The 23,696-nt window shown below is 60.5% G+C and carries 28 protein-coding genes, 1 tRNA gene and 1 pseudogene; 15 read left to right on the top strand and 15 right to left on the bottom strand.

The features are described from left to right. Nucleotides 1-165: 165 nt before the first annotated feature. The 4 genes from rpsM to rplQ all read left to right on the top strand — a co-directional run bounded on the left by rpsM (nucleotide 166) and on the right by rplQ (nucleotide 2,654). Nucleotides 166-534, top strand: a complete 369-nt coding sequence (rpsM, locus tag ASG47_RS00660; protein ID WP_061906820.1) for a 30S ribosomal protein S13 — start codon at nucleotides 166-168, stop codon at nucleotides 532-534. A gap of 154 nt (nucleotides 535-688) precedes the next feature. Further along, complete coding sequence (rpsK, locus tag ASG47_RS00655; RefSeq protein ID WP_061906819.1) at nucleotides 689-1,081, top strand: 30S ribosomal protein S11; 393 nt, start codon at nucleotides 689-691, stop codon at nucleotides 1,079-1,081. Nucleotides 1,082-1,180: 99 nt separating this feature from the next. Next, complete coding sequence (locus tag ASG47_RS00650) at nucleotides 1,181-2,200, top strand: DNA-directed RNA polymerase subunit alpha (protein WP_061906818.1); 1,020 nt, start codon at nucleotides 1,181-1,183, stop codon at nucleotides 2,198-2,200. 31 nt (nucleotides 2,201-2,231) lie between these two features. Continuing rightward, the gene (rplQ, locus tag ASG47_RS00645) at nucleotides 2,232-2,654 is read left to right on the top strand and encodes a 50S ribosomal protein L17 (RefSeq protein ID WP_061906817.1); all 423 of its coding nucleotides are present in this window, start codon (nucleotides 2,232-2,234) and stop codon (nucleotides 2,652-2,654) included. Nucleotides 2,655-2,709: 55 nt separating this feature from the next. On the opposite strand, the pseudogene ASG47_RS00640 reads toward rplQ, so the two are convergent. Both ASG47_RS00640 and ASG47_RS00635 read right to left on the bottom strand, forming a co-directional pair. Next, nucleotides 2,710-3,100, bottom strand: a pseudogene (locus ASG47_RS00640) (GFA family protein). Then, nucleotides 3,097-3,495, bottom strand: a complete 399-nt coding sequence (locus ASG47_RS00635) for a YciI family protein (protein ID WP_061906816.1) — start codon at nucleotides 3,493-3,495, stop codon at nucleotides 3,097-3,099. The pseudogene ASG47_RS00640 and the gene ASG47_RS00635 overlap by 4 nt, the downstream one beginning before the upstream one ends. Before the next feature lie 231 nt (nucleotides 3,496-3,726). On the opposite strand from ASG47_RS00635, the gene ASG47_RS00630 reads away from it, so the two are divergent. Next, the gene (locus ASG47_RS00630) at nucleotides 3,727-4,785 is read left to right on the top strand and encodes an NAD-dependent epimerase/dehydratase family protein (RefSeq protein ID WP_061906815.1); all 1,059 of its coding nucleotides are present in this window, start codon (nucleotides 3,727-3,729) and stop codon (nucleotides 4,783-4,785) included. A 201-nt stretch (nucleotides 4,786-4,986) separates the two neighbouring features. Here ASG47_RS00630 and ASG47_RS00625 read toward each other — a convergent pair whose 3' ends face one another. Then, a complete protein-coding gene (locus tag ASG47_RS00625) occupies nucleotides 4,987-6,171 on the bottom strand; it encodes a hypothetical protein (RefSeq protein ID WP_061906814.1) in 1,185 nt (394 codons plus the stop codon). 243 nt (nucleotides 6,172-6,414) lie between these two features. Between ASG47_RS00625 and ASG47_RS00620 the strand changes: the two genes are divergently transcribed. Further along, a complete protein-coding gene (locus ASG47_RS00620) occupies nucleotides 6,415-7,914 on the top strand; it encodes a Do family serine endopeptidase (protein ID WP_082511495.1) in 1,500 nt (499 codons plus the stop codon). Nucleotides 7,915-8,147: 233 nt separating this feature from the next. On the opposite strand, the gene ASG47_RS00615 is transcribed toward ASG47_RS00620, so the two are convergent. Next, nucleotides 8,148-8,720 carry a hypothetical protein gene (locus tag ASG47_RS00615; RefSeq protein ID WP_061906813.1) on the bottom strand — a complete coding sequence of 191 codons (573 nt, stop codon included), beginning with the start codon at nucleotides 8,718-8,720 and terminating at the stop codon, nucleotides 8,148-8,150. A gap of 184 nt (nucleotides 8,721-8,904) precedes the next feature. Between ASG47_RS00615 and ASG47_RS00610 the strand changes: the two genes are divergently transcribed. Genes ASG47_RS00610 through ASG47_RS00590 form a run of 5 tightly spaced genes read left to right on the top strand, consistent with a single transcriptional unit; the run spans nucleotide 8,905 to nucleotide 13,093 of the window. Further along, nucleotides 8,905-10,233, top strand: a complete 1,329-nt coding sequence (locus tag ASG47_RS00610; RefSeq protein ID WP_061906812.1) for a replication-associated recombination protein A — start codon at nucleotides 8,905-8,907, stop codon at nucleotides 10,231-10,233. A 49-nt stretch (nucleotides 10,234-10,282) separates the two neighbouring features. Next, entirely contained in the window at nucleotides 10,283-10,666 is a 384-nt protein-coding gene (gene crcB / locus ASG47_RS00605; protein WP_061906811.1) for a fluoride efflux transporter CrcB, read from the top strand. Beyond that, nucleotides 10,663-11,652, top strand: coding sequence for an RluA family pseudouridine synthase (locus ASG47_RS00600; RefSeq protein ID WP_061906810.1), 990 nt, complete (start codon nucleotides 10,663-10,665; stop codon nucleotides 11,650-11,652). The genes crcB and ASG47_RS00600 overlap by 4 nt, the downstream gene beginning before the upstream one ends. Further along, nucleotides 11,649-12,311, top strand: coding sequence for an HAD-IA family hydrolase (locus ASG47_RS00595; RefSeq protein WP_061906809.1), 663 nt, complete (start codon nucleotides 11,649-11,651; stop codon nucleotides 12,309-12,311). Before ASG47_RS00600 ends, ASG47_RS00595 begins: the two co-directional genes overlap by 4 nt. A gap of 2 nt (nucleotides 12,312-12,313) precedes the next feature. Then, nucleotides 12,314-13,093 (top strand): ATP12 family chaperone protein, encoded by a 780-nt coding sequence (locus ASG47_RS00590; protein ID WP_061906808.1) that lies wholly within the window; start codon nucleotides 12,314-12,316, stop codon nucleotides 13,091-13,093. On the opposite strand, the gene folK is transcribed toward ASG47_RS00590, so the two are convergent. From folK to ASG47_RS00560, 6 genes are all read right to left on the bottom strand, one after another. Further along, nucleotides 13,082-13,516: a 2-amino-4-hydroxy-6-hydroxymethyldihydropteridine diphosphokinase gene (gene folK / locus ASG47_RS00585; RefSeq protein ID WP_061906807.1), complete on the bottom strand. Its 435-nt coding sequence runs from the start codon at nucleotides 13,514-13,516 to the stop codon at nucleotides 13,082-13,084. The genes ASG47_RS00590 and folK overlap by 12 nt on opposite strands. Beyond that, nucleotides 13,516-13,896, bottom strand: coding sequence for a dihydroneopterin aldolase (gene folB / locus ASG47_RS00580; protein WP_061906806.1), 381 nt, complete (start codon nucleotides 13,894-13,896; stop codon nucleotides 13,516-13,518). The genes folK and folB overlap by 1 nt, the downstream gene beginning before the upstream one ends. Before the next feature lie 12 nt (nucleotides 13,897-13,908). Then, entirely contained in the window at nucleotides 13,909-14,751 is an 843-nt protein-coding gene (gene folP / locus ASG47_RS00575) for a dihydropteroate synthase (RefSeq protein ID WP_061906805.1), read from the bottom strand. A 155-nt stretch (nucleotides 14,752-14,906) separates the two neighbouring features. Further along, nucleotides 14,907-15,719, bottom strand: coding sequence for a sulfate ABC transporter permease subunit CysW (gene cysW / locus ASG47_RS00570; RefSeq protein WP_061906804.1), 813 nt, complete (start codon nucleotides 15,717-15,719; stop codon nucleotides 14,907-14,909). Further along, on the bottom strand, nucleotides 15,719-16,555 hold the full coding sequence (gene cysT, locus ASG47_RS00565; RefSeq protein ID WP_061906803.1) for a sulfate ABC transporter permease subunit CysT: 837 nt from the start codon (nucleotides 16,553-16,555) through the stop codon (nucleotides 15,719-15,721). The genes cysW and cysT overlap by 1 nt, the downstream gene beginning before the upstream one ends. Nucleotides 16,556-16,622: 67 nt before the next feature. Continuing rightward, entirely contained in the window at nucleotides 16,623-17,606 is a 984-nt protein-coding gene (locus tag ASG47_RS00560; RefSeq protein WP_061906802.1) for a sulfate ABC transporter substrate-binding protein, read from the bottom strand. A 227-nt stretch (nucleotides 17,607-17,833) separates the two neighbouring features. Here ASG47_RS00560 and ASG47_RS00555 point away from each other — a divergent pair, with 227 nt between their 5' ends. Next, entirely contained in the window at nucleotides 17,834-18,748 is a 915-nt protein-coding gene (locus ASG47_RS00555) for a phosphotriesterase (protein WP_061906801.1), read from the top strand. Nucleotides 18,749-18,787: 39 nt separating this feature from the next. On the opposite strand, the gene rimO is transcribed toward ASG47_RS00555, so the two are convergent. Further along, the gene (gene rimO, locus ASG47_RS00550; RefSeq protein ID WP_061906800.1) at nucleotides 18,788-20,113 is read right to left on the bottom strand and encodes a 30S ribosomal protein S12 methylthiotransferase RimO; all 1,326 of its coding nucleotides are present in this window, start codon (nucleotides 20,111-20,113) and stop codon (nucleotides 18,788-18,790) included. A 238-nt stretch (nucleotides 20,114-20,351) separates the two neighbouring features. Between rimO and ASG47_RS00545 the strand changes: the two genes are divergently transcribed. Continuing rightward, a complete protein-coding gene (locus tag ASG47_RS00545; RefSeq protein ID WP_061906799.1) occupies nucleotides 20,352-20,729 on the top strand; it encodes a DoxX family protein in 378 nt (125 codons plus the stop codon). Nucleotides 20,730-20,792: 63 nt separating this feature from the next. On the opposite strand, the gene ASG47_RS00540 is transcribed toward ASG47_RS00545, so the two are convergent. Together ASG47_RS00540 and lipB are read right to left on the bottom strand one after the other, a co-directional pair. Continuing rightward, nucleotides 20,793-21,317 carry a DUF4282 domain-containing protein gene (locus tag ASG47_RS00540; RefSeq protein ID WP_061906798.1) on the bottom strand — a complete coding sequence of 175 codons (525 nt, stop codon included), beginning with the start codon at nucleotides 21,315-21,317 and terminating at the stop codon, nucleotides 20,793-20,795. Between the two features lie 80 nt (nucleotides 21,318-21,397). Then, nucleotides 21,398-22,141 (bottom strand): lipoyl(octanoyl) transferase LipB, encoded by a 744-nt coding sequence (gene lipB, locus ASG47_RS00535; protein WP_061906797.1) that lies wholly within the window; start codon nucleotides 22,139-22,141, stop codon nucleotides 21,398-21,400. 76 nt (nucleotides 22,142-22,217) lie between these two features. Between lipB and ASG47_RS00530 the strand changes: the two genes are divergently transcribed. Then, nucleotides 22,218-22,451: a FliM/FliN family flagellar motor switch protein gene (locus ASG47_RS00530; RefSeq protein WP_061906796.1), complete on the top strand. Its 234-nt coding sequence runs from the start codon at nucleotides 22,218-22,220 to the stop codon at nucleotides 22,449-22,451. A gap of 121 nt (nucleotides 22,452-22,572) precedes the next feature. Further along, nucleotides 22,573-22,657: transfer RNA gene (locus ASG47_RS00525), tRNA-Leu, on the top strand. A 58-nt stretch (nucleotides 22,658-22,715) separates the two neighbouring features. Here the strand turns inward: ASG47_RS00525 and ASG47_RS00520 are convergent. Together ASG47_RS00520 and ASG47_RS00515 are read right to left on the bottom strand one after the other, a co-directional pair. Beyond that, nucleotides 22,716-23,243, bottom strand: coding sequence for a GFA family protein (locus tag ASG47_RS00520; protein WP_061906795.1), 528 nt, complete (start codon nucleotides 23,241-23,243; stop codon nucleotides 22,716-22,718). 4 nt (nucleotides 23,244-23,247) lie between these two features. Beyond that, nucleotides 23,248-23,607, bottom strand: a complete 360-nt coding sequence (locus ASG47_RS00515; RefSeq protein ID WP_061906794.1) for an MmcQ/YjbR family DNA-binding protein — start codon at nucleotides 23,605-23,607, stop codon at nucleotides 23,248-23,250. Nucleotides 23,608-23,696 lie beyond the last annotated feature (89 nt).

The raw sequence follows: 23,696 nt of genomic DNA, 5'->3' as shown, positions 1-23,696 counted from the left end.
CGGGGACTGTTGACTTCGCCTTTTCGAATCCTTAAAGAACCGCACCAGTCTCATGGATTTTTGGGCTGGGTTCGGTTCCTCACATTGGTTGGGGGTCGAAATCCGGTCCCTTGTTGTTTAAAGACACCCGCCGCGATGGCGCGTGTTGAATGAAGGAGAGCAGACGTGGCTCGTATTGCTGGCGTCAATATCCCGACGAACAAGCGCGTGGTTATCGCGCTGCAGTATATTCACGGGATCGGCGAAAAGTTCGCCAATGATATCACGACCAAGGTCGGTATACCGGCCGAGCGCCGCGTCAATGAACTGACCGACGCCGAAGTTATCCAGATCCGTGAAGCGATCGACCGCGACTACGTCGTGGAAGGCGATCTTCGCCGTAACGTTGCAATGAACATCAAGCGTTTGATGGACCTCGGCAACTATCGCGGTCTGCGTCACCGCCGTGGCCTGCCGGTCCGCGGTCAGCGTACGCATACCAATGCTCGTACCCGCAAGGGTCCGGCCAAGCCGATCGCCGGCAAGAAGAAGTAAGAGCTGGCCCGCACAAGCGGGTTGGTAATGTGAATTGGAAGGGCGGATGCAGGGTAGGTTGGTCTCCGGCAAGGAGATCGCTGAAATCCTGATCCGCTTCTTCCGTGGTGGAGCTGCTGGTACTACGGCAGCGCCGATACCCCAGAGGAATTGAATGGCAAAGACTGACACGACGCGCGTCCGCCGCAAGGAGCGCAAGAATATCACTTCGGGCGTTGCACACGTAAACGCCTCCTTCAACAACACCATGATCACCATCGCCGACATGCAGGGCAACACGATTTCGTGGTCCTCCTCGGGCGTTATGGGTTTCAAGGGCTCGCGCAAGTCGACCCCATATGCTGCCCAGGTTGCCGCTGAAGATGCTGCAAAGAAGGCTCAGGAACACGGCATGAAGACCCTTGAGGTCGAAGTTCGTGGTCCAGGTTCAGGCCGTGAATCGGCGCTCCGCGCGCTGCAGGCAGCCGGCTTCAACGTCACCTCGATCCGCGATGTCACCACCATCCCGCACAATGGTTGCCGTCCGCGCAAGCGGCGCCGCGTCTAACGAATAGACCACTTGGTAAACTCCCGGCTTTTGGCCGGGAGTCCTATTGTGTTTGCGGCGGTGCGGCCTTCCGGGCCGCGATTTTGAAAGGACAATACCGTGACGATCCAGAGGAACTGGCAGGAACTCATCAAGCCGACCAAGCTGGAGATTGTTTCGGATAGTGCCGATGCGCGTCAGGCTTCGGTTATTGCCGAACCGCTTGAGCGCGGCTACGGCCTTACCCTGGGCAACGCCCTGCGTCGCGTCTTGCTGTCTTCGCTTCAGGGCGCAGCAGTAACCGCTATCCAGATCGATGGCATTCTGCACGAATTTTCGTCGCTTCCCGGCGTGCGTGAGGACATCACTGACCTTGTGCTCAACGTCAAGGAAATCGCCATCAAGATGGGTGGCGAGGGCCCGAAGCGTCTTACTCTCTCCAAGCAGGGTCCGGGTGCCGTGACCGCTGGTGACATCAAGGTCTCCGGCGATATCGAAGTCCTGAACCCCGAACTCGTGATCTGCCACCTCGACGATGGCGCCGAGATCAACATCGAGTTCACCGTCAATTCCGGCAAGGGCTATGTCCCGGCCGACAAGAACCGTCCGGAAGATGCCCCGATCGGGTACATTCCCGTCGATGCGTTGTTCTCGCCTGTGCGCCGTGTCAGCTACAAGGTTGATGCGACCCGTGCCGGTGAAAGCCTCGACAAGGACAAGCTGACGCTGTCAGTCGAAACCAATGGCGGCGTGTCGCCTGAAGATGCCGTGGCTTACGCTGCGCGCATTCTCCAGGACCAGCTGTCGGTTTTCGTCAACTTCGAAGAGCCCACCAAGGAAAAGGCCCAGGACTCTGTCCCGGAACTCGCCTTCAACCCGGCGCTGCTCAAGAAGGTCGACGAGCTCGAACTGTCTGTCCGTTCGGCCAACTGCCTCAAGAACGACAACATCGTCTACATCGGCGACCTCATCCAGAAGACGGAAGCCGAGATGCTGCGGACCCCGAACTTCGGCCGCAAGTCGCTTAATGAAATCAAGGAAGTCCTGGCACAGATGGGGCTTCATCTCGGGATGGACGTGGCCAATTGGCCCCCTGAGAATATCGATGACCTCGCCAAGCGCTACGAAGATCATTATTGATCCGGCGCTGCCAAGATTTTAGGAGATACCCATGCGACACGGTAATCGCGGCCGCAAACTCAGCCGTACCGCTTCTCACCGCAAGGCCATGTTTGCCAACATGTCCGCTGCCCTGATCAAGCACGAACAGATCGTCACGACCCTTCCCAAGGCCAAGGACCTCCGTCCGATCGTCGAGAAGCTCATCACCCTCGGCAAGCGCGGCGACCTGCACGCTCGCCGCCAGGCCATCGCGCAGATCCGCGACGAAGCCATGGTTGCAAAGCTCTTCGCCGTTCTTGGGCCCCGTTATGCTGAACGTCAGGGCGGCTATATCCGCATCCTGAAGGCCGGCTTCCGCTATGGCGACAACGCCCCGATGGCCGTCATCGAATTCGTCGATCGCGACGTCGATGCCAAGGGCCAGGATTCCGGTCCGGTCCAGTACGACGAAAACGAAGCCGAAGCCGCATAAGCCTCGCTTCTTCCAAATTCAAAGGGCGGCCCCAGTGGCCGCCCTTTTTGTTTGTTCATTGGTCATCGTGCGGCTCCCTAGGCAGCATGGGTAGCCACGGCAACGCTGATCTTACCCAGAATTAATTGCCGCCTTTGGGTCAAAGCCCCAATTCGCAGCCCATACTGCCGGTGCCCAGCGGGCTCGTCAGACGTGGCATAGAGCGCTGATCCACAGTCCCCGCAGAATGCTTGTTGCCGCCTGCTGCCACTGTCCCCGGTTTTGACGTAGATTTTTGGCTGGCCGCGGAGAAGATGAAAGTGCACTTCGGGGCAGGGCGCCACAACACGGAAAGCGGTACCCGACAGCTGCTGGCAATCGGTGCAATGACATATCCGCACGCGGTCCGGATCGATATCTGCTTCAAAAGCGATATTGCCGCAGTGGCACGCGCCATCCATTTTCATGGTGTGGATGACCCCTTCGTCTCGGCTTCCGCCCTTGCCTTCAACCTCTCCGGCGGCGCACCCAGAAACTGCCGCACCTCGACCGGTGCCCGGCAGGCCACCGTGGCCTTACGCCCCCATTCGACAGCTTCCTCGACGCTGGCACAGTCCAGCACCCAAAAGCCGCCGACATGCTCCTTGGTTTCGACGAATGGCCCATCGGTGACCATGATCCCGCCATTGCTGGCCGCGCGAATGGTCCGCGCCCGGGTCGCCGGCTCAAGCCCGCCGACAAAGACGCGCACGCCTTGAGCGATCATCTCTTCATTGAGGTCGGAAATTTCCTGCCGCAGCGACGCGTCTTCACTGGTCGGGTCGTAGTCGTCAGGCAGATGGATCGCGACGAGAAACTGCATTCTTGCCTCCTTGTGGCAGCGGCAGGTGTCTCCCGCCATGCATGCTAGACGATTGGCCGAAATGCTTTCAGACTAATCTCCCGCAGATTTCTCCGCCATGACCACAAAGCGACACGCGTATGACGGCTAACCCATTGCCACGCAAAAATTTCATGCCCGCCAACTGATTTTGCCGCTTCCGGCTCTAAGCCGTTGAGTGTAGGGCAGGGGAGAGAAATTTGGGGGCAAATCATGGACCGCATCCTCGTCACCGGCGCCTCCGGTTTTGTAGCCAAGCACCTCATCGGCGAGCTTCTGCGCGCTGGATATCGCGTGCGCGGGACCGTCCGCAGCCGCACCAAGCTCCTCAGCATCAATGCCGCCCTCGACACCCTTGCGCCCGGCCTCTCCGATCGCCTCGAAATCGTCGAGGCCGATCTCCTCGATGATGCTGGTTGGGCCCGAGCTATGGAGGACGTTCAGGCCGTTATGCACGTGGCGACTGTTATCACCGCCGCCGAGCCCAAGGACCCGTCGACGGTCATTCGCCCCGCCGTCGAAGGCACCGAGCGCGTCCTCCGCTTCGCGGCCCAGGAACACGTGCGCCGCGTCATCATGACCTCTTCGATCGTCACCGTCGGCTATGGCCACGATCATCATTCCGGCCAGCGCACCTATACCGAGGCCGATTTCACCGACCTAACCAAACTCCGTCACCCCTGGGCCTATTGCATCGGCAAGACGCGCGCCGAGCAGGCCGCTTGGGCCTTCGCCAGCGGCAAGGGACTGGAATTGACCACCATCCACCCCGGCGCCATCCTCGGCCCCGCGACGGACAAGGAAACCAGCATCTCCCTTGGCCTCGTCAGTGGCCTCCTCGATGGCTCGACCCCCGCCATGCCGCGCATCGGCTTTGCCATCAGCGACGTCCGCGACGTTGCCGCCTTGCACCTCGCCGCGCTCCGCAGCCGCGAATCCATCGGCCAGCGCTATCTCTGCACCGGCCCCTATCAAAGTTTTGAGCAAGTCGCCGCCATCCTCCGCGCCGCCTATCCCGATTATCCGGTGACGCTCAGAACCGTCCCCGACTGGATCATGCGGCTCCTAGCCAATTTCGGCGGCCCCGTCCGCCAGATCATCAACGACATCGGCAACGAAAAACACTTCGATGGCCGAAAAGGCGAACGCCTCCTCGGCCGCCCCTACCACGCACCCGAAGACGCCATCCTCTCCGCCGCCGAAAGCCTCCTCCGCCTCGGGCTGATCCAGCCCAAAAAGACGCTGAATCAGTCCGTGAAGGCTGCTGGCTAACCCACTGCGGAGACTCAGTGTTTCCTGATTCCAACCCCAGCTCGATTGTCACCCCAGCGAAGGCCGGGGCCCATCCCGAGATCTCAAGATGGATCCCCGCTTCCGCGGGGATGACAGTCGGTGAGTGGTCAACGTTCCAACAAAACAAAAACCGCCCGAGCCATCAGCTCGAGCGGGTCCACAATCAAACGCGCAAAATTCTTACTCAGCCGGCGCCATATCCTTGCCCGTATACACGTCCTCGACCCAATACTGGTCGCGATGGTCAAAGCCGTTGAACGGGGTCAGCGAAGCCTGGGTATAAGCACCCATCAGGCCGAATTCGATCCAGTCGTCTTCATCGATATCGGCCGGCAGGGTGAACACCTGCGGCAGCACGTCATAGCTGTCGCAAGTCGGGCCCCAGATGGTGAATTCCGAGAATTCCTGATCGTTGTCGTGCACACGCGGCCCGCGCCAGACGCGGAGCGGCGGGGTGAAGTGCATGAACTTCACTTCCATCAGCGAACCGTAGGCGCCATCGTTCACATAGACCGATTGTCCGCCGCGCTGATGCTTTACGCGCAACAGCAGTGACGTCGAGGAGGTCACGAGCGCACGGCCCGGCTCGATGATCAGTTCGGGCTTGTTCTTGTCGCCAAAATGGTCGGAAACGGCCTGCGAGATGGTCTCGAAATAATAGTCCATCGGCGGCGCTTCGCTGGTCGGGTAGGGGGCGGGATAGCCACCACCGATATTGAGGCGCTTGAGATCGATGCCGGCCTCTTCGACGATACGCGCTGCAGCCGCGATATGCCGCTCATAGGCATAGGCGTCTTCGCACTGCGAACCGACGTGGAAGCAAAGGCTGGGGGTGTAGCCCATCTTCTCGACGGCCTGCACGATTTCGGCCGCACCCTGTTCCATGACGCCGAACTTGATTCCGAAGTCGTAGCTCTTCAGTGCCTTGCCGGCCTTGAAGCGCGTAGTGACTTCCACGTCGCGCGATGGGGAAACGACAGCGGCAAGCTGGTCGAGCTGCTGGGGGTGGTCGATGGTGAAGGAGCGAACGCCGAACTCTTCATAAGCGCGCTCGATTTCGCGCTTGTTCTTGATCGGGTTGTTGTAGTGCATCACCGCGCCCGGCGCATGGTCGCGCACCAGTTCCATTTCGGTGTTCGATGCGACGTCAAACGCCTTGAGGCCTTCGCGGTGCAGCTGGGCAATGATGTGCGGCGAGGGGTTGCACTTCACGGCATATGTAAGAAGCCCGTCAAAACCCTTCCTGAAGACCTTAACAGCCCGGTGGAATTCCTTTTCTGAGAAAAGGAAAGAAGGAAAGTCCGGCGCCTCGGCCGCGATCAGGGCGGACGTATTGGCGTAAACGGTCTTCGGCTCGTCAGTCATTGGACAACAGGCCTTTCGGGGCTGGAGAGGTCAGGGAAATTCGCGGTGCTTAAGTGTTTCCGTTTCGTAAACATCGCGAAATCGAGCGCTGCATATAGGGCCGTGTGACCCCTCGCGCAAACGTTTATTTGCCTTGCGAAACAACAATGTTGCCGCGTCATTTTGATGACAGAATCCGGGCGCTTTCGTCGCTGTGCAAGCGGAAGGCCAGCGGGCCAGAAATCCGCAGCTGAAGGTTTACCCATGTCTTTGCGATCGCTCGTCTTTTCGGGTCTCGCCGTGGCGGTCATCGCCATCGGCGGCACACTGGCCTTCTCCCCCTGGAACGCTCCGGGGCAGGCGCAGGTTCAACAGGTTCAGGCACAAGCTGCCACGCCGCCCCCCTCAACTGACGCCATCCCAGACACCGCGCCGCGCGCCGTGCCCACAAGCCAGCCCCAGGTGCAGCTCAGCTTCGCGCCCATCGTTCAGGCTGTTTCCCCCTCGGTCGTCAATGTTTACGCGACGCGCATCGAAGCCCAATCCGCGTCGCCCTTCGCCAATGACCCGTTCTTTTCCCGCTTCTTCGGCGATCAGTTCCAGTCCCGCCCGCGTGAATCCCGCGCCTTAGGGTCCGGCGTCATCGTCGATGGCGGCGGGGTGATCCTCACTAATTCCCATGTCATCAACGGCGCCACAGATGTCCGCATCTCCCTCAGCGATGGCCGCGAATTCGCAGTCGATGTGGTCGTCGAAGATCAGCAGACCGATCTCGCCGTCCTCCGCGTCCGCGATCCACGAGGCGTCACCTTCCCGGCCATCACCTTTGCCGATAGCGACAAGCTTCTCGTCGGCGATCTGGTTCTTGCCATCGGCAATCCCTTCGGCGTCGGCCAGACCGTGACCTCGGGCATCGTCTCGGCGCTCGCGCGCACGGGCGTTGAAAGCTCAAACTACGAGTTCTTCATCCAGACCGACGCCGCCATCAATCCCGGCAATTCCGGCGGCGCCCTCGTCGACATGCAGGGGCACTTGGTCGGCATCAACACCGCCATCTATTCCCAGTCCGGCGGTTCGGTTGGCATTGGCTTTGCCATTCCCGCCAATATGGCCAAGCTCGTCGCCGATGCCGGCGTCACCGGTGGCGCCATCGTCCGCCCCTGGTTCGGCGCCAAGATGCAGGCCGTCGATTCCGACATCGCCACAAGTCTCGGCATGGATGCCCCCCACGGCGCCCTCATCACCGAAGTTGCCCCCGATGGCCCCGCCGCCCGCGCCGGCTTCAAGTCTGGCGACGTGATCCTCTCCGTCGATGGCCAAAAGGTCGATGACCCCAGCGCCTTCAACTTCCGCCTGGCCACCAAGCCGATCGGCCAGACCACCAAGCTCGAACGCCTCCGCGGCACGGCCACCGACACCGTCGATTTCCCCGTCGAAGCCGCCCCAGCGCCCGCAGACAACGCAACCGCCACCATCTCGGCCACCTCGCGCTTCTCGGGCGTCACGGTCCGCCAGCTCGACCCAGCCTTGGCCGAGTCCAAAAATCTCCCCTATGACGTCAAAGGCGTCATCGTCACCGCCGTCGCCTCCGGCTCACCCGCCGAAGCCATGGGCCTCAAGGTCGACGACATCATCCTCCAGCTCAACGACACCGTCATCACCGACGCCCAGTCCTTCAGCACCCTAGCCTCGCAGCGCGTGAGGACCTGGCAGATTATCCTCCAACGCGACGGAAGAGTGAGCAGGGCTATTGTCAGTGGATAGGTCAATATTAGGCTGAGCTAGCCCCCCTCAGCCACGCCTATCGTCATTGCCCGGCTCGTCCGGGCAATCCATCTCTCCTCCGCATGGACCACCCGGACAAGCCGGGTGGTGACGACATTGAAAGCTATTCAACCGCCCTCGGGCATGCACCGCCACTGTCCCAAACTCGATCCTCACCTCCCCCTAGATGGGGGAGGCCGGGAGGGGGTGGAGCCACACCCACGAGCCCACTTTCACTCCACCACGATCTCCGGCAACTCCATCCCCGCCAATTCCTCAATCGCCCCCATGCGCCAATCCTTCAGCGCCATCAGCAAATCCGCCGCCCCGTCATCATATCCCCGACGGCTAATCCCAAACATCGCGACGCCATCACCCACCGGCACATAGCGATAGGCATTCCATTCGACGATCAGCGTCCCGCCCTCGTCGCTGCTCAGCAGGAAGTCGAGCAAAACCTCGCCCGTCGCTTCATTCTTCATGACCTGGAAATTGACCACCGGATCGGTGCCCTTCCGCTCACCGAGCGATTCCACGATCGACTGCGCCGCAGCATCCGGCGTCGGCCCCTCGGTCAGCACATCCACCATGAACATTTTATCATAGCGCTCGACCGTCTGGCCCGCGGGCACATATTCCTGCTTGTAGAATGTCTCGGTCGGGTGGCTCGTCCACGCCAGTTCAAAGCTCGTGCCATCATAGACCACCGGCCCCGGCACCCCGACCGCATCCTCCTGCGCCCACGTCGGCATGCAGCCTGCACCCACAATCACCATCAGAGCCAGCAATCCGCGAACCATGCTCATTTCCTCCTCATGAGCCTGAACTGTCGCTGAAATCAAACACCGGCACAACACCGCATCTCCCTCGCTCCCAGCGCCAGAAAGTCATGCCGCACAAGGAGCTGGCCAGCATTTGTGAATCATTTTGTCAGTCTGCGCCGCCCCTCGGACTGGTGCGCAGCACGAGACAATCTGCTAGATAAATTCCATGTCCGACCTCTTCGCCGCCGACCCCACCGAAACCGATAAGGCCCGTCCGCTCGCCGACCAGTTGCGCCCGCGCGCGCTTGATGAAGTTATCGGCCAAACACACCTACTCGGGCCCGACGGCACGCTGACGCGCATGCTCGCTTCCGGCCGCCTCGTCTCCCTGATCCTCTGGGGCCCGCCCGGCACGGGCAAGACGACGGTTGCGCGTCTCCTCGCCGATCAGATCGGTTTCCGCTTCGAGCAAATCTCCGCCATCTTCTCCGGCGTCGCCGATCTCAAGAAGGTTTTCGAGAAGGCCCGCTTCGAGCGCCTCTCAGGCCATCGCACGCTGCTGTTCGTCGACGAGATTCATCGCTTCAATCGCGCCCAGCAGGATAGCTTCCTGCCGGTCATGGAAGACGGCACCGTCGTGCTTGTCGGCGCGACGACCGAGAACCCATCCTTCGAGCTTAACGCCGCGCTTTTGTCCCGCAGCCAGGTCCTCCGTTTCGAGTCGCTGGCTGCGTCCGATCTCGAGCTGCTCCTCCAGCGCGCCGAAACGCTCCTCGGCTCCACCCTGCCGCTGACCGACGAAGCGCGTCACACCCTCCTCGGTCTCGCCGATGGCGATGGTCGTGCGCTTCTGGGTCTCGTCGAAGAGATCTTGGCGTCATCTCGCGCCAATGAGACGCTCGATGTTAACGGAATGCTAACAGTAGTGCAGCGTCGCGCACCCATTTACGACAAAGCGCAGGACGGCCACTACAACCTCATTTCCGCGCTCCACAAGACCATTCGCGGCTCCGATCCCGATGCCGCGCTCTATTATTTCGCCCGCATGGTTGTTGCGGGCGAGGATCCGCTTTTCTTGGCTAGACGCTTGATTCGTATGGCTTCTGAGGACATCGGCAATGCCGATCCCCAGGCGCTGCCACTGGCCATTGCCGCCCGCGATTCCTACCAGATGCTCGGCTCCCCCGAAGGCGAACTCGCGCTGGCGCAAGTTGTCGTCTATCTCGCCCTCGCGCCCAAATCCAACGCGGTCTACACTGCCTTCAAGGCGGCAATTTCTCTCGCGAAATCAAGCGGTTCGCCCATGCCGCCCATGGTCATTCTCAATGCCCCAACCAAGCTGATGAAGGGCGAAGGCTATGGCGAGGGCTACCAATACGATCACGATGTCCCCGACGCCTTCTCGGGCCAGGAATATTTCCCCGAAGCCCTTGGCCGACAACAGTTTTATCAGCCGGTCGAGCGCGGCTTCGAGCGTGATCTTAAAAAACGCATGGACTATTTCTCGCGCCTCCGTGCCGAAAAGTCCCGCAATCGCAACGCGCTAGACGAGTAATCCCCGTGCGACAGTTCCAGTGCTATTCTTGCGCCAGATCGGACCAGCCATGAACGGCTTCCTCCTCGTCGGCGCTGGCGGCGCCCTCGGCGCCATGGCCCGATACGGTCTAGCCGGGTTGATCGGCCGCCTTTGGCCAATGGGCTTTCCGCTGGCGACGCTCTTGATCAACATCATCGGCTCGATCGCCATGGGCGTCTTTGTTGGCCTTATGGCCCGTTTTCTGCCGCCCAATCAGGAGGAAGCCCGGCTCTTCGTCGCCGTCGGCATTCTCGGTGGTTTCACCACCTTTTCCTCCTTCTCTCTCGATACCATAACCCTCTTCGAGCGCGGCGCATGGCTGCAAGCTGGGCTCTATGTCGCCTTGTCGGTTGTAGTTTGCCTCATAGGCCTATATCTCGGCCTTCTGATAACGAGAGGCGGCCCCGCATGAGTGGCGTTCAACATCGGGAAGTCACGGCAGACGAAGACGGCATGCGTCTCGACCGCTGGTTTGCCCGGCATTTCCCCCAGGTTGGTTTTGGCCGCCTGCAAAAGCTGATCCGCAACGGCGAGGTCAAGGTCGATAAGGCCAAGGCCGAAACCAGCACGCGCCTCGCCGAGGGCCAGGTCGTCCGCATTCCACCGGTTGATGATCCCGGTACGGTCCGTCCGGTTAAGGTCAACCAGGAAGATGCGAGATATGTCAAAGACATAATCCTCTATGAGGATGATGACCTCTACGTCTTCAACAAGCCCCATGGCCTGGCCGTGCAGGGCGGCAGCGGCACCACGCGCCACCTCGATGGCCTCCTGAAAAGCCTGCCCAACAAGCTCGGCGAACCACCGCGCCTCGTTCATCGCCTCGACCGCGACACCTCCGGCTGCCTCGTCGTCGCCAAGACCGCCGCTGCAGCCACGCATTTCGGCAAGGTCTTCATGTCGCGTTCGGCCCGCAAGATTTATTGGGCCCTGGTCGCCGGCAACCCGACGCCGCGCCAAGGCGAAATCTCCTGCTTCATCGCCAAGCGCGTCACCGAAGACGGTGAGCAGATGGTCGTAGTCAAGAATGGCGCGCCCGGCGCCGTCCACTCCTCGAGCTACTATTCGACCACCGACACCGCCAGCCGCCGCTTTGCCTGGGTTACACTCAAGCCCGTCACCGGCCGCACCCACCAGCTCCGCGTTCACATGGCCCAGCTTGGCACGCCGATCATCGGCGATCCGCGCTACTTCAACATCGAAAACTGGATGCCGGCGCCCGGCCTCGGCGAGGGGCTGCATCTTCACGCCCGCCGCATCGCTCTCCCGCTCCGCAATGGCAAAAGGCTAGATATTTCAGCGCCTTTGCCGCGGCATATGCGTGAAAGCTGGGATGCCCTTGGCTTTGATGCCGAACGCTTCGACGTGCAGGATACCGATCCTGAGGACAATGCATGAAGCTGATTATGTTCGACATGGACGGGACGCTGATCGACACCGAAGCCCTGATCGTCGAACATATGACGACCACCTTCGAGACTGCCGGGCTTCCCCCACCAAGCCCGGCCCAGTCGCGCCGCGTCATCGGCCTATCGCTGCCGGTCGCCATCGCGCGTCTCCTCGGCACCGATGTGACTCCCCAGGCCGAGCAGATGGCCGAGGATTATCGCAAGCACTATCGCGCCTCGCTCGTCCAAGCCGAAGGCCGTGAGGGTCTCTTCCCCGGCGCCCGCGAAGCGCTTGATCTCCTTAAGGATTGGCCCGAGGCTCTCCTCGGTATCGCCACCGGCAAGGGCCTCAATGGCGTTCACCGGCTGACCCAACTACACGGCATCGCCGATCATTTCGTGACCTTGCAGACGCCCGATCACAACCCATCCAAGCCACATCCCGGCATGATGCTGCGCGCCATGGCCGAAACCGGCGCCGACAAAGCCGACACGGTCATCATCGGCGACACGACCTACGATATCGAAATGGGCAAGGCCGCCGGCACCAAGGCCATCGGCGTCACCTGGGGCCATCACGACAACGACGAGTTGCTGGCCGCCGGCGCCGATATTCTCGTCGATAGCTACGCCGATCTGCCCGCGGCGATCAAACACGTATTGGACTGAACATGCGCGACCAGCTCGAAGATGCCCTGAAAAATCAGGAGTTTGGCTATGGCCAGGCGCAGCACATGAACCAGATCGAGTTGCCCAAGCGCTTCTATAAGGACGTCGATGTTGCCCGCACCGACGCCGGCTTCGTCGTCACGCTTGATTGCAAGCCGACCCGTACGCCTGGTCGCAAGCTGCTGGTTGTCGTGCCCGCCCAATCCATTGCCCAAGCCATGGCGGTCGAATGGGCGGCGCAGGCCAAATATGTCGACCCCACCACAATGCCCATGGTGCGGCTCGTCAATTCCGCCGTCGAAAGTGGCGAGGAACAGGCGCCGGCCTTCCGCGCTGAGATCGGCAAGTTCGCCGGCAATGACCTGCTGCTCTACCGCGCCGATGCGCCGGAAGAGCTGGTCGCTGATCAGGAACTCCATTGGGATGGCGCCTTGGTCAAGCTCGCGCGCCACTTCGATGTCGCCTTCCAGCCGACCATAGGCATCATCCACCAGCCGCAGCCCGCTTCGACGCTTCAGCGGCTCGATGCCGCTCTCGAAGGGCAGGGACTGCTCTCGCTGACGGCGCTGGTCTCCATCACCGGCATCACCGGCTCAGGCCTCCTCGCCATCGCGCTGCTGCATCAACTTCTGACGGCAGATCAGGTCTGGACCGCCGCCCATGTCGATGAAGACCACCAGATCCGCCTCTGGGGCGAAGACGACGAAGCCATGGTCCGCCGCGCCAAGCGCCGCGTGGAGTTCGATACCGCCGTCGCCGTCGTAGAGGCTTTACGCGCTTAGGCCGACGATCCAATCGGCGGTATCCGGCGCGATCTCGCGCAAGGGCACCAGCACGAAATCGCGTGCATGCGCATGCGGATGGGGCAGGGTAAGCCGCCCCGTCTGCATCTCGATCCGCTCATAGGCAATGATGTCGATATCGATCACGCGGGGTCCCCAGACCTCGTGCCGCACCCGGCCCATCTCCCGCTCCGTATCGAGCGCGATATGCAGCAGATCAATCGGCTCAAGATCAGTCTCGATCTCCGCCGCCATGTTCGCAAAGTCCGGTTGATCGGTCTTGCCCCAAGGCTTGGTTGCGATTACCGACGATTGCTTCACTACCCGAATATGCGGATGCGCATCGAGCCGCCGGATCGCCTCTGCAAGTTGCGCCCGCGGATCGCCGATATTCGCCCCAAGGCTGAGCCAGGCCAGGGCCATCAGTTCGGCCTCACGCGATGTAATTCAATCGCCGCCTCGCCGCGCACCATGGCAATCGGCGCCTCGGGCTTGCGAATGCGAATGATGATCCAGTTGATATCGGAAAACCGCTCGAATAGCGCCGAAACCACATTCTGTCCCAGCGCCTCGATCAGCTTGGTCCGCTTCTCGAACGTTGCCTTCACCACATCATAGATATCGGCATAGGAGACGGTGTGCCCAATCGCGTCGCTCTCGCCCGGCGCCGTCAGATCGACACCGCATTCGAGATCGATGAAGAACCGCTGCCCCAGCTTTTCTTCCTCGGCAAAGAGCCCGTGATAGCCATAAAAGCCGAGGTCGCGAAGAATGATACGGTCGCCGGTGAATGGATGAGTCATGAAAAGTCCTATTCAGGGGCCGTAAAGCGTCGCCTGCGCCACACGAAGCGCATCACGGTTGGCGCCGACATCATGCACGCGAAAGATGTGGCCGCCCCGTTCATAGCCTTGCACCGTCGTGGCCACCGTGCCCGCCAGCCGCTGGTTGGGTAAATTGTCGAGCAAACGGCCGATCATCGATTTTCGCGATGTACCCACCAAAATGCCATGCTCTGGAAAAGCCTCGGCAAGCTTGGGAAGCTCTCGCAAAATCTGGTAGTTCTGCGACAGGGTCTTGGTAAAGCCAAAGCCGGGATCGAGGATCACTTGGGCGTCTTTGATGCCCTTGGCCTGCGCTGCGGCGAGCGTTTTCCTGAAATAGTCGAGCATTGCAGGCATTGGGTCGGTTTGCGCGTCCCAGAGCTTGTCCCAGTGCATGGCGATCACCGGCACGCCATAAAGCGCCGCGATCTCCGCCATTTCAGCCGGCCCCTGGAGGCCAAGCACGTCATTGATGATATCGGCACCGGCCTGGATGGCCTGATCGGCAACAAGCGGCTTGTTGGTATCGATCGAAATCGGCGCGGTGATCCCGGCGCTGCGGATGGCATCGATCACCGGGATCACCCGGTCGAGTTCTTCCTGCACCGCGACGGTTTCAGAGCCGGGTCGAGTGCTCTCGCCGCCAACATCCAAAATATGCGCGCCTTGCTCAACCATCGCCCGTGCATGTGCAACAGCGAGGTCAAGATTGTCGTGCAGCCCGCCGTCAGAAAAGCTGTCTGGCGTCACGTTGAGAATGCCCATGACCAGCGGCGTGGCGCCGAGGAGCAGTGGGTCGCGATTGCGCAGGTCGATGGTCTGAACGGTGTGCATGAAATGTTCCTGCCCAACGCTCTAGGGGCGGAAGAGCGCCGGCTCAAGCGACTTTTTCTTTTGCTGGACGGCGCCGCCTGCACATCCGCGTGCATCATTAACACAGATTATCTGCGGCTACATCGGGGCGAACATGCAAGCGGAGAAAATTCCAACTATCCCCGGACGTTGGCCTCTAGGGCAGATTTGATCAGCAGTGTCACCACAGCAATCAGCGCCAGCGTTGACGCCGCTGCAAACGAACCGGCAATGTTGAAGTCGTTGAACAGCAGATTGATCTGCAGCGGCAAGGTGTTCGTCTGCCCGCGGATCGAACCAGACACGACCGATACGGCCCCGAACTCGCCCATCACGCGCGCATTGGTCAGCACCGCACCATAGACCAGACCCCAGCGGATATTGGGCAAGGTGACATGCCAGAACATCTGCCAGCCATTGGCGCCGAGCGACAGCGCGGCTTCCTCATCCTCGGTGCCCTGCTGCCGCATCAGTGGGATCAGCTCGCGCGCAACGTAAGGCGCGGTGACGAAAAGACTGACAAGCACGATGGCGAGCGGGGTAAACATGATCTGCAGGCCGAGCGGCTGCAGAATGGGTCCCAGCAGCCCCTGATTGCCATAGAGGAAGAGATACACCACGCCCGCAACGATCGGGCTGATAGCCGCCGGCAATTCGATAACGGCCACAAGCAGTTGTTGCCCGCGAAACGTGAAGCGCGTCACGAGCCAAGCCAGCGCAGCGCCAACAAACATGTTGATCGGAACGACAATGATGGCGGTGACCACCGTCAGGAAGATCGCATGCAGCGTTCCCGGCTCGAAGATCGCCGCAAAGTAAGCACCAAGCCCCTCGCGCAGCGCGAAGCTGAAAATCAGCGCCAGGGGCGCCAGCAAAGCGATGCCGGCGAAGACAAAAGCCAGCAGGATCAGCAAAATGCTGCCTGCAGACCGTGGCGGGGCGCCGACCATCAGCTCTTCCTCCCGACATAGCGCACCTGCCAGGCGGCCAACATATTGGTGGCGATGAGCGTCGCCAGCGCGACGACAAGCAGCACGAATGCCAGTGCCGCCGCTGCCTCGTAGTTATATTCGTCGAGCCGGATGAAGATCAGCAGTGACACAATTTCAGTCAGGCCCGGCAGGTTGCCGGCAATGAACACCACGGCGCCGAACTCGCCCAGCGAGCGCGCAAACGACAGCACGCAGCCGCCGATGAAAGCAGGCAAAATCGTCGGCCAGATGATGCGGCTGAAAACCTGCCAGCGCGATGCGCCCAAAGTCGTCGCGACACTTTCGAAATCGGCATCGACCTCTTCAAGCACCGGCTGCACCGCGCGCACGACGAAGGGGATCGAGGTAAAAGTCATCGCGAGGATAATGCCAAGCTGGGTGTAATTGACCTTGATGCCATTGGGCTCAAGCAACTGGCCATACCAGCCGGTGTCGGCGAAAAGCGTGACCAGCACGAGCCCCGCCACCGCCGTCGGCAGGGCAAAGGGCAGATCGATAAGAGCATCAAGAATGCGCCGGCCGGGAAAGCGATAGCGGGTGAGTACCCAGGCCAACAACAGCCCGACCACACCATTGATCACAGTCGCAATCAGCGCTGAGCTAAAGGTTATCCGATAGGCTGCCAGCGCCCGATTGGAGCTGACGATCCGCCAGAATTCGGGCAGCCCCATGCCCGCAACCTTGAGCAGCATGGCGAGGATCGGCAGCGCAATGATGAGGGTGATATAGAAAAGCGAAATACCCATGGTCAGCCCGAAACCGGGCAGCAGATGTTTGCTGCGTTGCTTGGCCATGTGCCCCTCTAAAAACGGAATAAGGCGCGGCCGGAGCCGCGCCGAAAGTCATGACGTAACGCTGGCGTTACTGATTGACGAAGACCTTGTCGAGGAGGCCGCCATCGGCGAAATGCTCGCTCGCCACCTTATCCCAACCGCCGAACGCGTCTTCGACAGTCACGAGCCGAACTTCAGGGAAAGTCGAGGCATTGGCTGCGGCCACAGTCTCGTCCTGCGGCCGATGAAAATTGGCCGCCGCGACTTCCTGGCCTTCAGGCGTGAAGAGGAAATCGAGATAGGCCTTGGCCAAATCACGGCTACCGCGGGCATCGACGACCTTATCGACGATTGCGACGGGGAATTCCGAGAGGAAGCTGACCGAGGGCACCACGGCTTCATACTTGTCGGCGCCAAGCTGCTTCACCACACCAAGCGTTTCGGCTTCGAACGTCACGAGCACATCGCCAAGCTGACGTTCGGTGAATGCGGTGGTCGCCGCGCGGCCGCCTGTTTCAAAGACGGGGACATTGGCGAAAAGCTTGGTGAGAAATTCCTCGATCTTGGCTTCGTCGCCCGCATATTCCTCGGTCGCCCAAGCGCGGGCGGCAAGATAGGTGTAGCGGCCGTTACCCGAGGTTTTAGGGTTCGGGAAAATCACCTGCACGCCTTCGGCGGCGAGATCGCCCCAATCCTTGATGCCCTTGGGGTTTCCGGCCCGCACGAGGAAAGAGGGGAAGGAATAGAAGGGGGCAGCATTGTTGGGGAATTCGCTCGCCCAATCGTCGCTGACATAACCGCCTTCAACCAGCTTTTGAATGTCTGTCACCTGATTGAAGGTGGCGACATCAGCCTGCAGCCCTTCGAGAATAGCGCGGGCTTGGGCCGATGAACCGGCATGCGACTGGTTGACGGTAACGGTTGCACTGGTCGCGGCATAAGCAGCGTTCTCGGCTTCGAACAGTTCGCGCGCAATGTCGTAGGAGGCATTGAGAATATCGGTAGGCTGCGCCAGTACGGGCGAGCTGGCGAGCACCAGGGCCGCAACGGCAGAAGCGAGAAGCTTGTTCATTTGAGACGCTGTTCCATCAAGCAGATCAATTGACCCGTTAGATGCGGTGGCCGCTCATGCGTCGTAAAGCGCTAAATACCTGTATCGGATGAGTAATTTACCCCACCCTCCACCAGCGGAAAGCCGTTCTTTTCACGCCGCAGTGAACGCGAAATTGTTTCGATCGCCTTGAGGTTGTCCTTTGCGGCTTGAGAAGCCAAAGTAGGCCAAAAGTGGAGGAAATATCCTTGACGCGATTGCACACGACCCTCGGCGCGCTGGAGCGCAGCCAGTTGGGGCTGATCCTGCCCCACGAGCATGTCTTCGTCGATCTGCGCACCCCGGACCAGCCGGGATATGCCGAGGCCGAAGCCGCAGACGTCATTGCCCTGATGGCGCCCCAGATCGAAGCGGCCAAGGCGCGCGGCGTCACCGCGATCGTCGAATGCACCACCGGCGGGGTAGGGCGACGCGCCGATATCGATCTGGCCGTCTCAAAAGCCACCGGCATGCCCATCGTCGTGCCCACCGGCAATTATCGTGAGCCGTGGATTCCTGCGTGGGTCGCTGCGGCCAGTCAGGATGAACTGGAAGCCTGGATGTATGCCGAACTGACAGACGGCATCGAGGACACTGGCGTCATCGCCGCCTGGATCAAGATCAGTGCTGGCGACGACGGCATCACGCCGCTCGAAGAGCGCATCCTCCGCGCCGCCGCTCGTGCCGCGAAACGAACGGGCGCCATCATCGGCTCGCACACGATCAAAGGTCGGGTAGTGATGGATCAGCTCGACATCATCGAAGCAGAAGGTGGCTCGCTCGAGCGCTTCATCTCCATCCACACCCAGGCCGAGCCCGATTTCGAGCTCCATAAGGCCGTGGCGGCCCGAGGCGCCTGGATCGAATATGACAATATTGGCCACGGTAATGATGACGAAATCCTGCCGCTAATCCTGAAGGCGCTGGAGGCTGGCCTCGGCCCGCAACTGCTCCTCAGCCACGACCTCGGCTGGTACGATCCCGCTCAGCCCGGCGGTGGCGTCCCGCGGCCCTATACGCATCTATCCGAATGGCTGCTGCCCGCGCTGCGCGATGCAGGTATCGACGAAGCGACGATCACTCAGCTCACCCACGACAACCCGTTCAACGCTTACGCGCGCTGAAACCCACAAACAAAAATCCCCGCCGAAGCGGGGATTTTCTTATTTTTCTACCGGTTCGGCGAAAAGATCGTATTCGTCATTATCGGTCACCGTGACCGAAACGATATCCCCGATCTTGATGCCGTCAGCCTTGCTGACGATCACTTGGCCGTCGATCTCCGGTGCATCCCACTTGGAACGAGCGATCACGCGGTTCTCTTCCGGGCGCACATCGTCGACGATCACGTCGATGGTCCGGCCGACCTTTTGGCTCAGGCGGTGGAAAGACACGTCCTGCGCCACTTCCATGAGCTGGGCAAAGCGCTCTTCCTTGACTTCGTCCGGCACGATGCCGTCGAGTTCGTTGGCCGGAGCGCCGGTAACGGGCTCATACTTGAAGCAGCCCGCGCGATCGATCTCGGCCTCTTCCAGCCAATCGAGCAGGAATTCGAAATCAGCATCTGTTTCGCCGGGATAGCCGACGATGAAATTGGAGCGGATGGCCAGGTCAGGGCAGATATCGCGCCACTTCTTGATCCGGTCGAGCGTCTTTTCCTGGTTCGCCGGGCGCCGCATGGATTTGAGCACATTCGGCGACGCATGCTGGAACGGAATATCGAGATAGGGCAGCACCAGACCCTCCGCCATCAGTTCGATGACCTGATCGACGTGGGGGTAGGGGTATACATAGTGAAGGCGCGTCCAGGCGCCCAACTGCCCGAGTTCCTTGGCGAGATCGTAGAACTTCGCCTTGACGTCGCGGCCGCGATATTTGGATTCGGCATATTTGATATCGACGCCGTAGGCGCTGGTATCCTGCGAGATCACCAGCAGTTCCTTGACGCCGGAACGGATCAGGCCCTCGGCCTCGCCCAGAATGCCGGCAGCCGGGCGCGAAACCAGATCGCCGCGGATCTGCGGAATGATGCAGAACGAGCAGCGATTGTTGCAGCCTTCGGAAATTTTTAAATAGGCATAGTGCCGCGGCGTCAGCTTAAGCCCGCTTTCCGGCACGAGATCGACGAACCGGTTCGGCACGGGCGGCAGGTGATCATGCACCGCCGAAACCACGCTCTCATACTGATGCGGTCCAGTAATCGCCAGCACGCTCGGATGCGTTTCGCGGATCAGGCCTTCTTCAACGCCGAGGCAACCCGTAACGATCACGCGACCGTTTTCGTTGAGCGCTTCGCCGATCGCCTCAAGGCTTTCCTGCTTGGCGCTGTCGAGGAACCCGCAGGTATTGACGAGCACAATGTCGGCGCCGGCATAGTCGCGGCTAAACGAATAGCCTTGCGCGCGCAGCGTCGTCATGATGCGCTCGCTATCCACGAGCGCCTTGGGGCAGCCGAGGCTGACTAAACCGATTTTGGGCGCCTGATTCATGCGCGTGCAGCAATCCGGTAAATGAAAGGATGGCGCGTAATACCGAAACTTGGACGGTTACGCAATGTTACTGCCCCCCAATATGGGGTCATCAGCCCTTCTTGCAGTGGTGGACACAGCATCTTGAAACTGTGGAGTGAACAGTGCGTTCGCGTCTGTTCACCTTTCTGCAACCCTTAACGTGCGTTAGGCATCTCGTTCTCGCGCCAGCCCTGGCGCAGCTATCGGGAGTTTTTTAATGTTCGATCGTCTCTCCGCCTATGCGCCGCAGGCCCTCGCCGTGCTGCGCATCATTACGGCGCTGCTTTTCCTGGCCCACGGCACGCAGAAGCTTATCGGCTTCCCTGCCACCGACATGTCTCCGCCAGCATTCTCGATCTTCTGGTTCGCAGGCGTCATCGAGATCGTCACCGGCATTTTGATCGCCATTGGCTTCTTCACCCGCCCGGCCGCTTTCCTCGCCTCCGGCACGATGGCTGTCGCCTATTTCATGGTTCACGCACCGTCGAATTTCTTCCCCGCCAACAATGGTGGCGACGCTGCGATCCTGTTCTGCTTCGTCTTCCTCTATCTGGTCTTCGCCGGCCCCGGCGCCTGGAGCGTCAACAAGAAGTAATTGGTTCAATCCAAAGAAGAAGGCCGCCGGGAGCGATCCACGGCGGCCTTTTTTGTTTCGTCTTCAGGTAATCGGCGATTGCGGTGGTGTGCGCTTGGCGGTTCGCCTGGGCTTGAAGGGCTCGCCTGCAGTGGTCGACGGCTCGCGCCTGATCTCATCGACCACGCTTGGCGGCGCGTCCGTCGCCGGCGTGATGTAGTCGTCCGCATCGTTATAGTCGGGTTCTTCGCCATGCTCGGCCAAGTCGCGAATGGCGTCGCGCACCTCATCGAGCAGCGATGCCGAATAACGCGGGCGCGTCACCGTGCCGCCAGTCGCCTCATGGCTCTTGAACCAAACCAGCAGCGCCTCGCAGCCGATCCGCAGCCCAACGAATGCTGCAAGGCCAAACACCACGATTTCGAGAATGCCCCAGAGGCCATTCCCAAAACCGGTCCCGAAGCGGAAGAAGAAGTGGTTGATGGCCCAAAGGAGGATCGAGGCCAGCCCGAGCGCATAGAGGATCGGCACAAGCTTGGGTGAAAGGATCGCGTCAAGCCGGAACAGCGTCTGGCGGGTAAAGAGGCGTTTCAGGTCGTCCGTGGTCATGCCGGGCTCCTCGATTCGGGATTTCTCCCGAGGTTAGTGCGTCTTGTCGAAAAATGGATCACCGATTTTGGGCGGTTGCTTCAAGCCGAAAGGGCAGGGCCCAAGACCGGCGCCCCATCCACAGTCCGCCCAAAGATGGTCTCGAACTTGGCGCGCAAAACCGAATCGACCTCTGCCAGCGACGCCAATTGCCCAAGGTCTTCGAAGCTCGTCACGCCCTGGTCGGTGATTCCGCACGGCACGATGCCGCTATAGTGGCCAAGGTCCGGCGAGACGTTGAGCGAAATGCCGTGAAAGGTCACCCATTTCCGAACCCGCACACCGATCGCAGCGATCTTGTCTTCACGGCCCAAGCCGCGATCGGGCCTTTGCACCCAAACCCCGATTCGTCCCTCGCGCCGCTCGCCGTGGATATTGTGCGCCGCGAGCGTGTCGATCACCCACTGCTCCAGGCCTTTGACCAGACAGCGCACGTCGCGCCCGCGCCGCGTCAGATCGAGCATTACATAGGCCACGCGCTGTCCCGGTCCGTGGTAGGTATATTGCCCGCCGCGCCCGGCCGCAAAAACGGGGAATCGCGCATCGATTAGGTCCTCGGCCTGAGCCGATGTTCCGCCCGTGTAAAGCGGTGGATGTTCCAACAGCCAGATCGCCTCAGGCGCTTCGCCAGCCGCGATCGCCGCTGCCCGCGCTTCCATGGCCGCGAGGGTTTCTTCGTAGTCCATCAAGCCATCGAATTGCGTCCATTCGACCGCCTGATCGTCTTCCCGATGCAATTTCGAACGAATTTGGCACGCCTCATCGGCGCTCGTTAAGACTTCCATAACCAAGCCTGAGCAATCCTTAACGCATCAAGTCCGCCGGCATCCTGCGCAGCGGTCCTTCTTCAGAATGTTATCTATGAACACCCTGGACAATATTGAAGTCGATATCACCGTTGAGCTCGGCGCAACGCTTATGCCGATCCATCATTTGCTGCGCATGGGCCGCGGCGCGGTGATCGAGCTTGAACAGTCCGAAAACGACCCGCTCTCCATCTATGCCAACCATACGCTCATCGCCCGCGGTGAAGTCAATGTCGAGGATGGGCAGCTTCGCGTGCTCGTCACGGAGAAGGTCTACAAGCAGGGCTGATTGCCGATCTTCCACAGGCTTGAAAGAAATCTCTATTTAGGTGCTTGAGGTTCGCCAAGTCCTTTGCTACATCCCCACTCGCTCAAGGCGCTTCGGCACCGAGGGCTTCTACCACAGATGTGCGGTCGTGGCGGAATTGGTAGACGCGCAGCGTTGAGGTCGCTGTGCCGCAAGGCGTGGAAGTTCGAGTCTTCTCGACCGCACCATTCACCCCTCGGGGATGAAACAAAAAGCTGCCTGCGGGCGGCTTTTTTGTTTTTGGGTCTAGGTATCGTTGCCGATACGGATCTTGGGCGTCTTGAAGCCCATGGCGATCCAGGCGCCAAGCAGCTTTCCATAGAATCGCAGGGTCTGCCCCGTTCCCGCCGGGACATCGTCTGCCAAAGCGATGCCGTCGGTTCTGTCACTCGTCATTGTCCGCAGTTCGGGCTTGGGACGCGTTTCCGCAGCCCACAGGCTCGAATAAAGACTCAGCCAATGGCCGCTCTGAAATTCTAGAAAGATTGGGCTATTGCAACAGCGGCTGATCACGCGTCGCGTGGGCGCATCAGGCCCAAGCCGGAAAACCTCCAGCAAGTCTTGACCGCGAAGAAAGGCGACCTTGTCCTTGCGATAGAGCACGAGCTGCGTTCCGCCATTGTCCTCGATCATTGGTCGCGCCAGCGGTAGGGGCTGCAGCCGTCCCGCAGCCTCCCGGCAACTGTTGCAATGGCATTCCGTCGAGATGAAGGGCGCGCCATCGAGTTCGAGGGCGACTTGTCCGCAACTGCACGTCACAACACTCTTGGCCAAACCACTATCCCTTCAGATTATCTCTCGCACTCTCGTCTGCCCGGAACCGCCAGGCATCTTCCAGCCGCAGCCCCAATTCCTCATCCTCAATGGCATCGAGCCGAATGAGGACCGTATCGTAGCCGACATAGTGATCGGTCTCGAAATAGATGTCAGGCGAGATTTCCATTAGCAGCACCTTCTGGTCGAGCGGACACTGCAAAACCAGTGTCGTCGCGTCGAGTAGACGCACGAATGTCCGATCCGAAACTTTCAGGGCAGGGGTGCCATAGCTGGTCGTCCGCTCGAACCCCTGCAGCCCGCGCGCCTTCGCCACGGTCTCGATTCGATTAAAGTGTGGGTCGAGATCTATGCCGTCTGACATGCCTGCCTCCTCACATGCATGGGTCGGATGCGAAATTGTCACCAAACTTTGCGGCCCTAGTCTGGCGCCTTCTCGTTCGATTGGCTACT

Origin of the sequence: Devosia sp. Leaf420 (assembly GCF_001425445.1) — a bacterium.
Taxonomy (GTDB): Bacteria; Pseudomonadota; Alphaproteobacteria; order Rhizobiales; family Devosiaceae; genus Devosia.
The sequence above is the reverse complement of the archived record's forward strand: the minus strand, read 5'-3'. Positions and strand labels throughout refer to the sequence as shown.

Bases quoted from the DNA above. Each gene is read 5' to 3' on its own strand.
- rpsK (WP_061906819.1), top strand. From the start codon at position 689: ATGGCAAAGACTGACACGACGCGCGTCCGCCGCAAGGAGCGCAAGAAT.
- rplQ (WP_061906817.1), top strand. From the start codon at position 2,232: ATGCGACACGGTAATCGCGGCCGCAAACTCAGCCGTACCGCTTCTCAC.
- ASG47_RS00635 (WP_061906816.1), bottom strand. From the start codon at position 3,495: ATGCAGTTTCTCGTCGCGATCCATCTGCCTGACGACTACGACCCGACC.
- ASG47_RS00630 (WP_061906815.1), top strand. From the start codon at position 3,727: ATGGACCGCATCCTCGTCACCGGCGCCTCCGGTTTTGTAGCCAAGCAC.
- ASG47_RS00625 (WP_061906814.1), bottom strand. From the start codon at position 6,171: ATGACTGACGAGCCGAAGACCGTTTACGCCAATACGTCCGCCCTGATC.
- ASG47_RS00620 (WP_082511495.1), top strand. From the start codon at position 6,415: ATGTCTTTGCGATCGCTCGTCTTTTCGGGTCTCGCCGTGGCGGTCATC.
- ASG47_RS00615 (WP_061906813.1), bottom strand. From the start codon at position 8,720: ATGAGCATGGTTCGCGGATTGCTGGCTCTGATGGTGATTGTGGGTGCA.
- ASG47_RS00610 (WP_061906812.1), top strand. From the start codon at position 8,905: ATGTCCGACCTCTTCGCCGCCGACCCCACCGAAACCGATAAGGCCCGT.
- crcB (WP_061906811.1), top strand. From the start codon at position 10,283: ATGAACGGCTTCCTCCTCGTCGGCGCTGGCGGCGCCCTCGGCGCCATG.
- ASG47_RS00600 (WP_061906810.1), top strand. From the start codon at position 10,663: ATGAGTGGCGTTCAACATCGGGAAGTCACGGCAGACGAAGACGGCATG.
- ASG47_RS00595 (WP_061906809.1), top strand. From the start codon at position 11,649: ATGAAGCTGATTATGTTCGACATGGACGGGACGCTGATCGACACCGAA.
- ASG47_RS00590 (WP_061906808.1), top strand. From the start codon at position 12,314: ATGCGCGACCAGCTCGAAGATGCCCTGAAAAATCAGGAGTTTGGCTAT.
- folK (WP_061906807.1), bottom strand. From the start codon at position 13,516: ATGGCCCTGGCCTGGCTCAGCCTTGGGGCGAATATCGGCGATCCGCGG.
- folB (WP_061906806.1), bottom strand. From the start codon at position 13,896: ATGACTCATCCATTCACCGGCGACCGTATCATTCTTCGCGACCTCGGC.
- folP (WP_061906805.1), bottom strand. From the start codon at position 14,751: ATGCACACCGTTCAGACCATCGACCTGCGCAATCGCGACCCACTGCTC.
- cysW (WP_061906804.1), bottom strand. From the start codon at position 15,719: ATGGTCGGCGCCCCGCCACGGTCTGCAGGCAGCATTTTGCTGATCCTG.
- cysT (WP_061906803.1), bottom strand. From the start codon at position 16,555: ATGGCCAAGCAACGCAGCAAACATCTGCTGCCCGGTTTCGGGCTGACC.
- ASG47_RS00560 (WP_061906802.1), bottom strand. From the start codon at position 17,606: ATGAACAAGCTTCTCGCTTCTGCCGTTGCGGCCCTGGTGCTCGCCAGC.
- rimO (WP_061906800.1), bottom strand. From the start codon at position 20,113: ATGAATCAGGCGCCCAAAATCGGTTTAGTCAGCCTCGGCTGCCCCAAG.
- ASG47_RS00545 (WP_061906799.1), top strand. From the start codon at position 20,352: ATGTTCGATCGTCTCTCCGCCTATGCGCCGCAGGCCCTCGCCGTGCTG.
- ASG47_RS00540 (WP_061906798.1), bottom strand. From the start codon at position 21,317: ATGACCACGGACGACCTGAAACGCCTCTTTACCCGCCAGACGCTGTTC.
- lipB (WP_061906797.1), bottom strand. From the start codon at position 22,141: ATGGAAGTCTTAACGAGCGCCGATGAGGCGTGCCAAATTCGTTCGAAA.
- ASG47_RS00530 (WP_061906796.1), top strand. From the start codon at position 22,218: ATGAACACCCTGGACAATATTGAAGTCGATATCACCGTTGAGCTCGGC.
- ASG47_RS00515 (WP_061906794.1), bottom strand. From the start codon at position 23,607: ATGTCAGACGGCATAGATCTCGACCCACACTTTAATCGAATCGAGACC.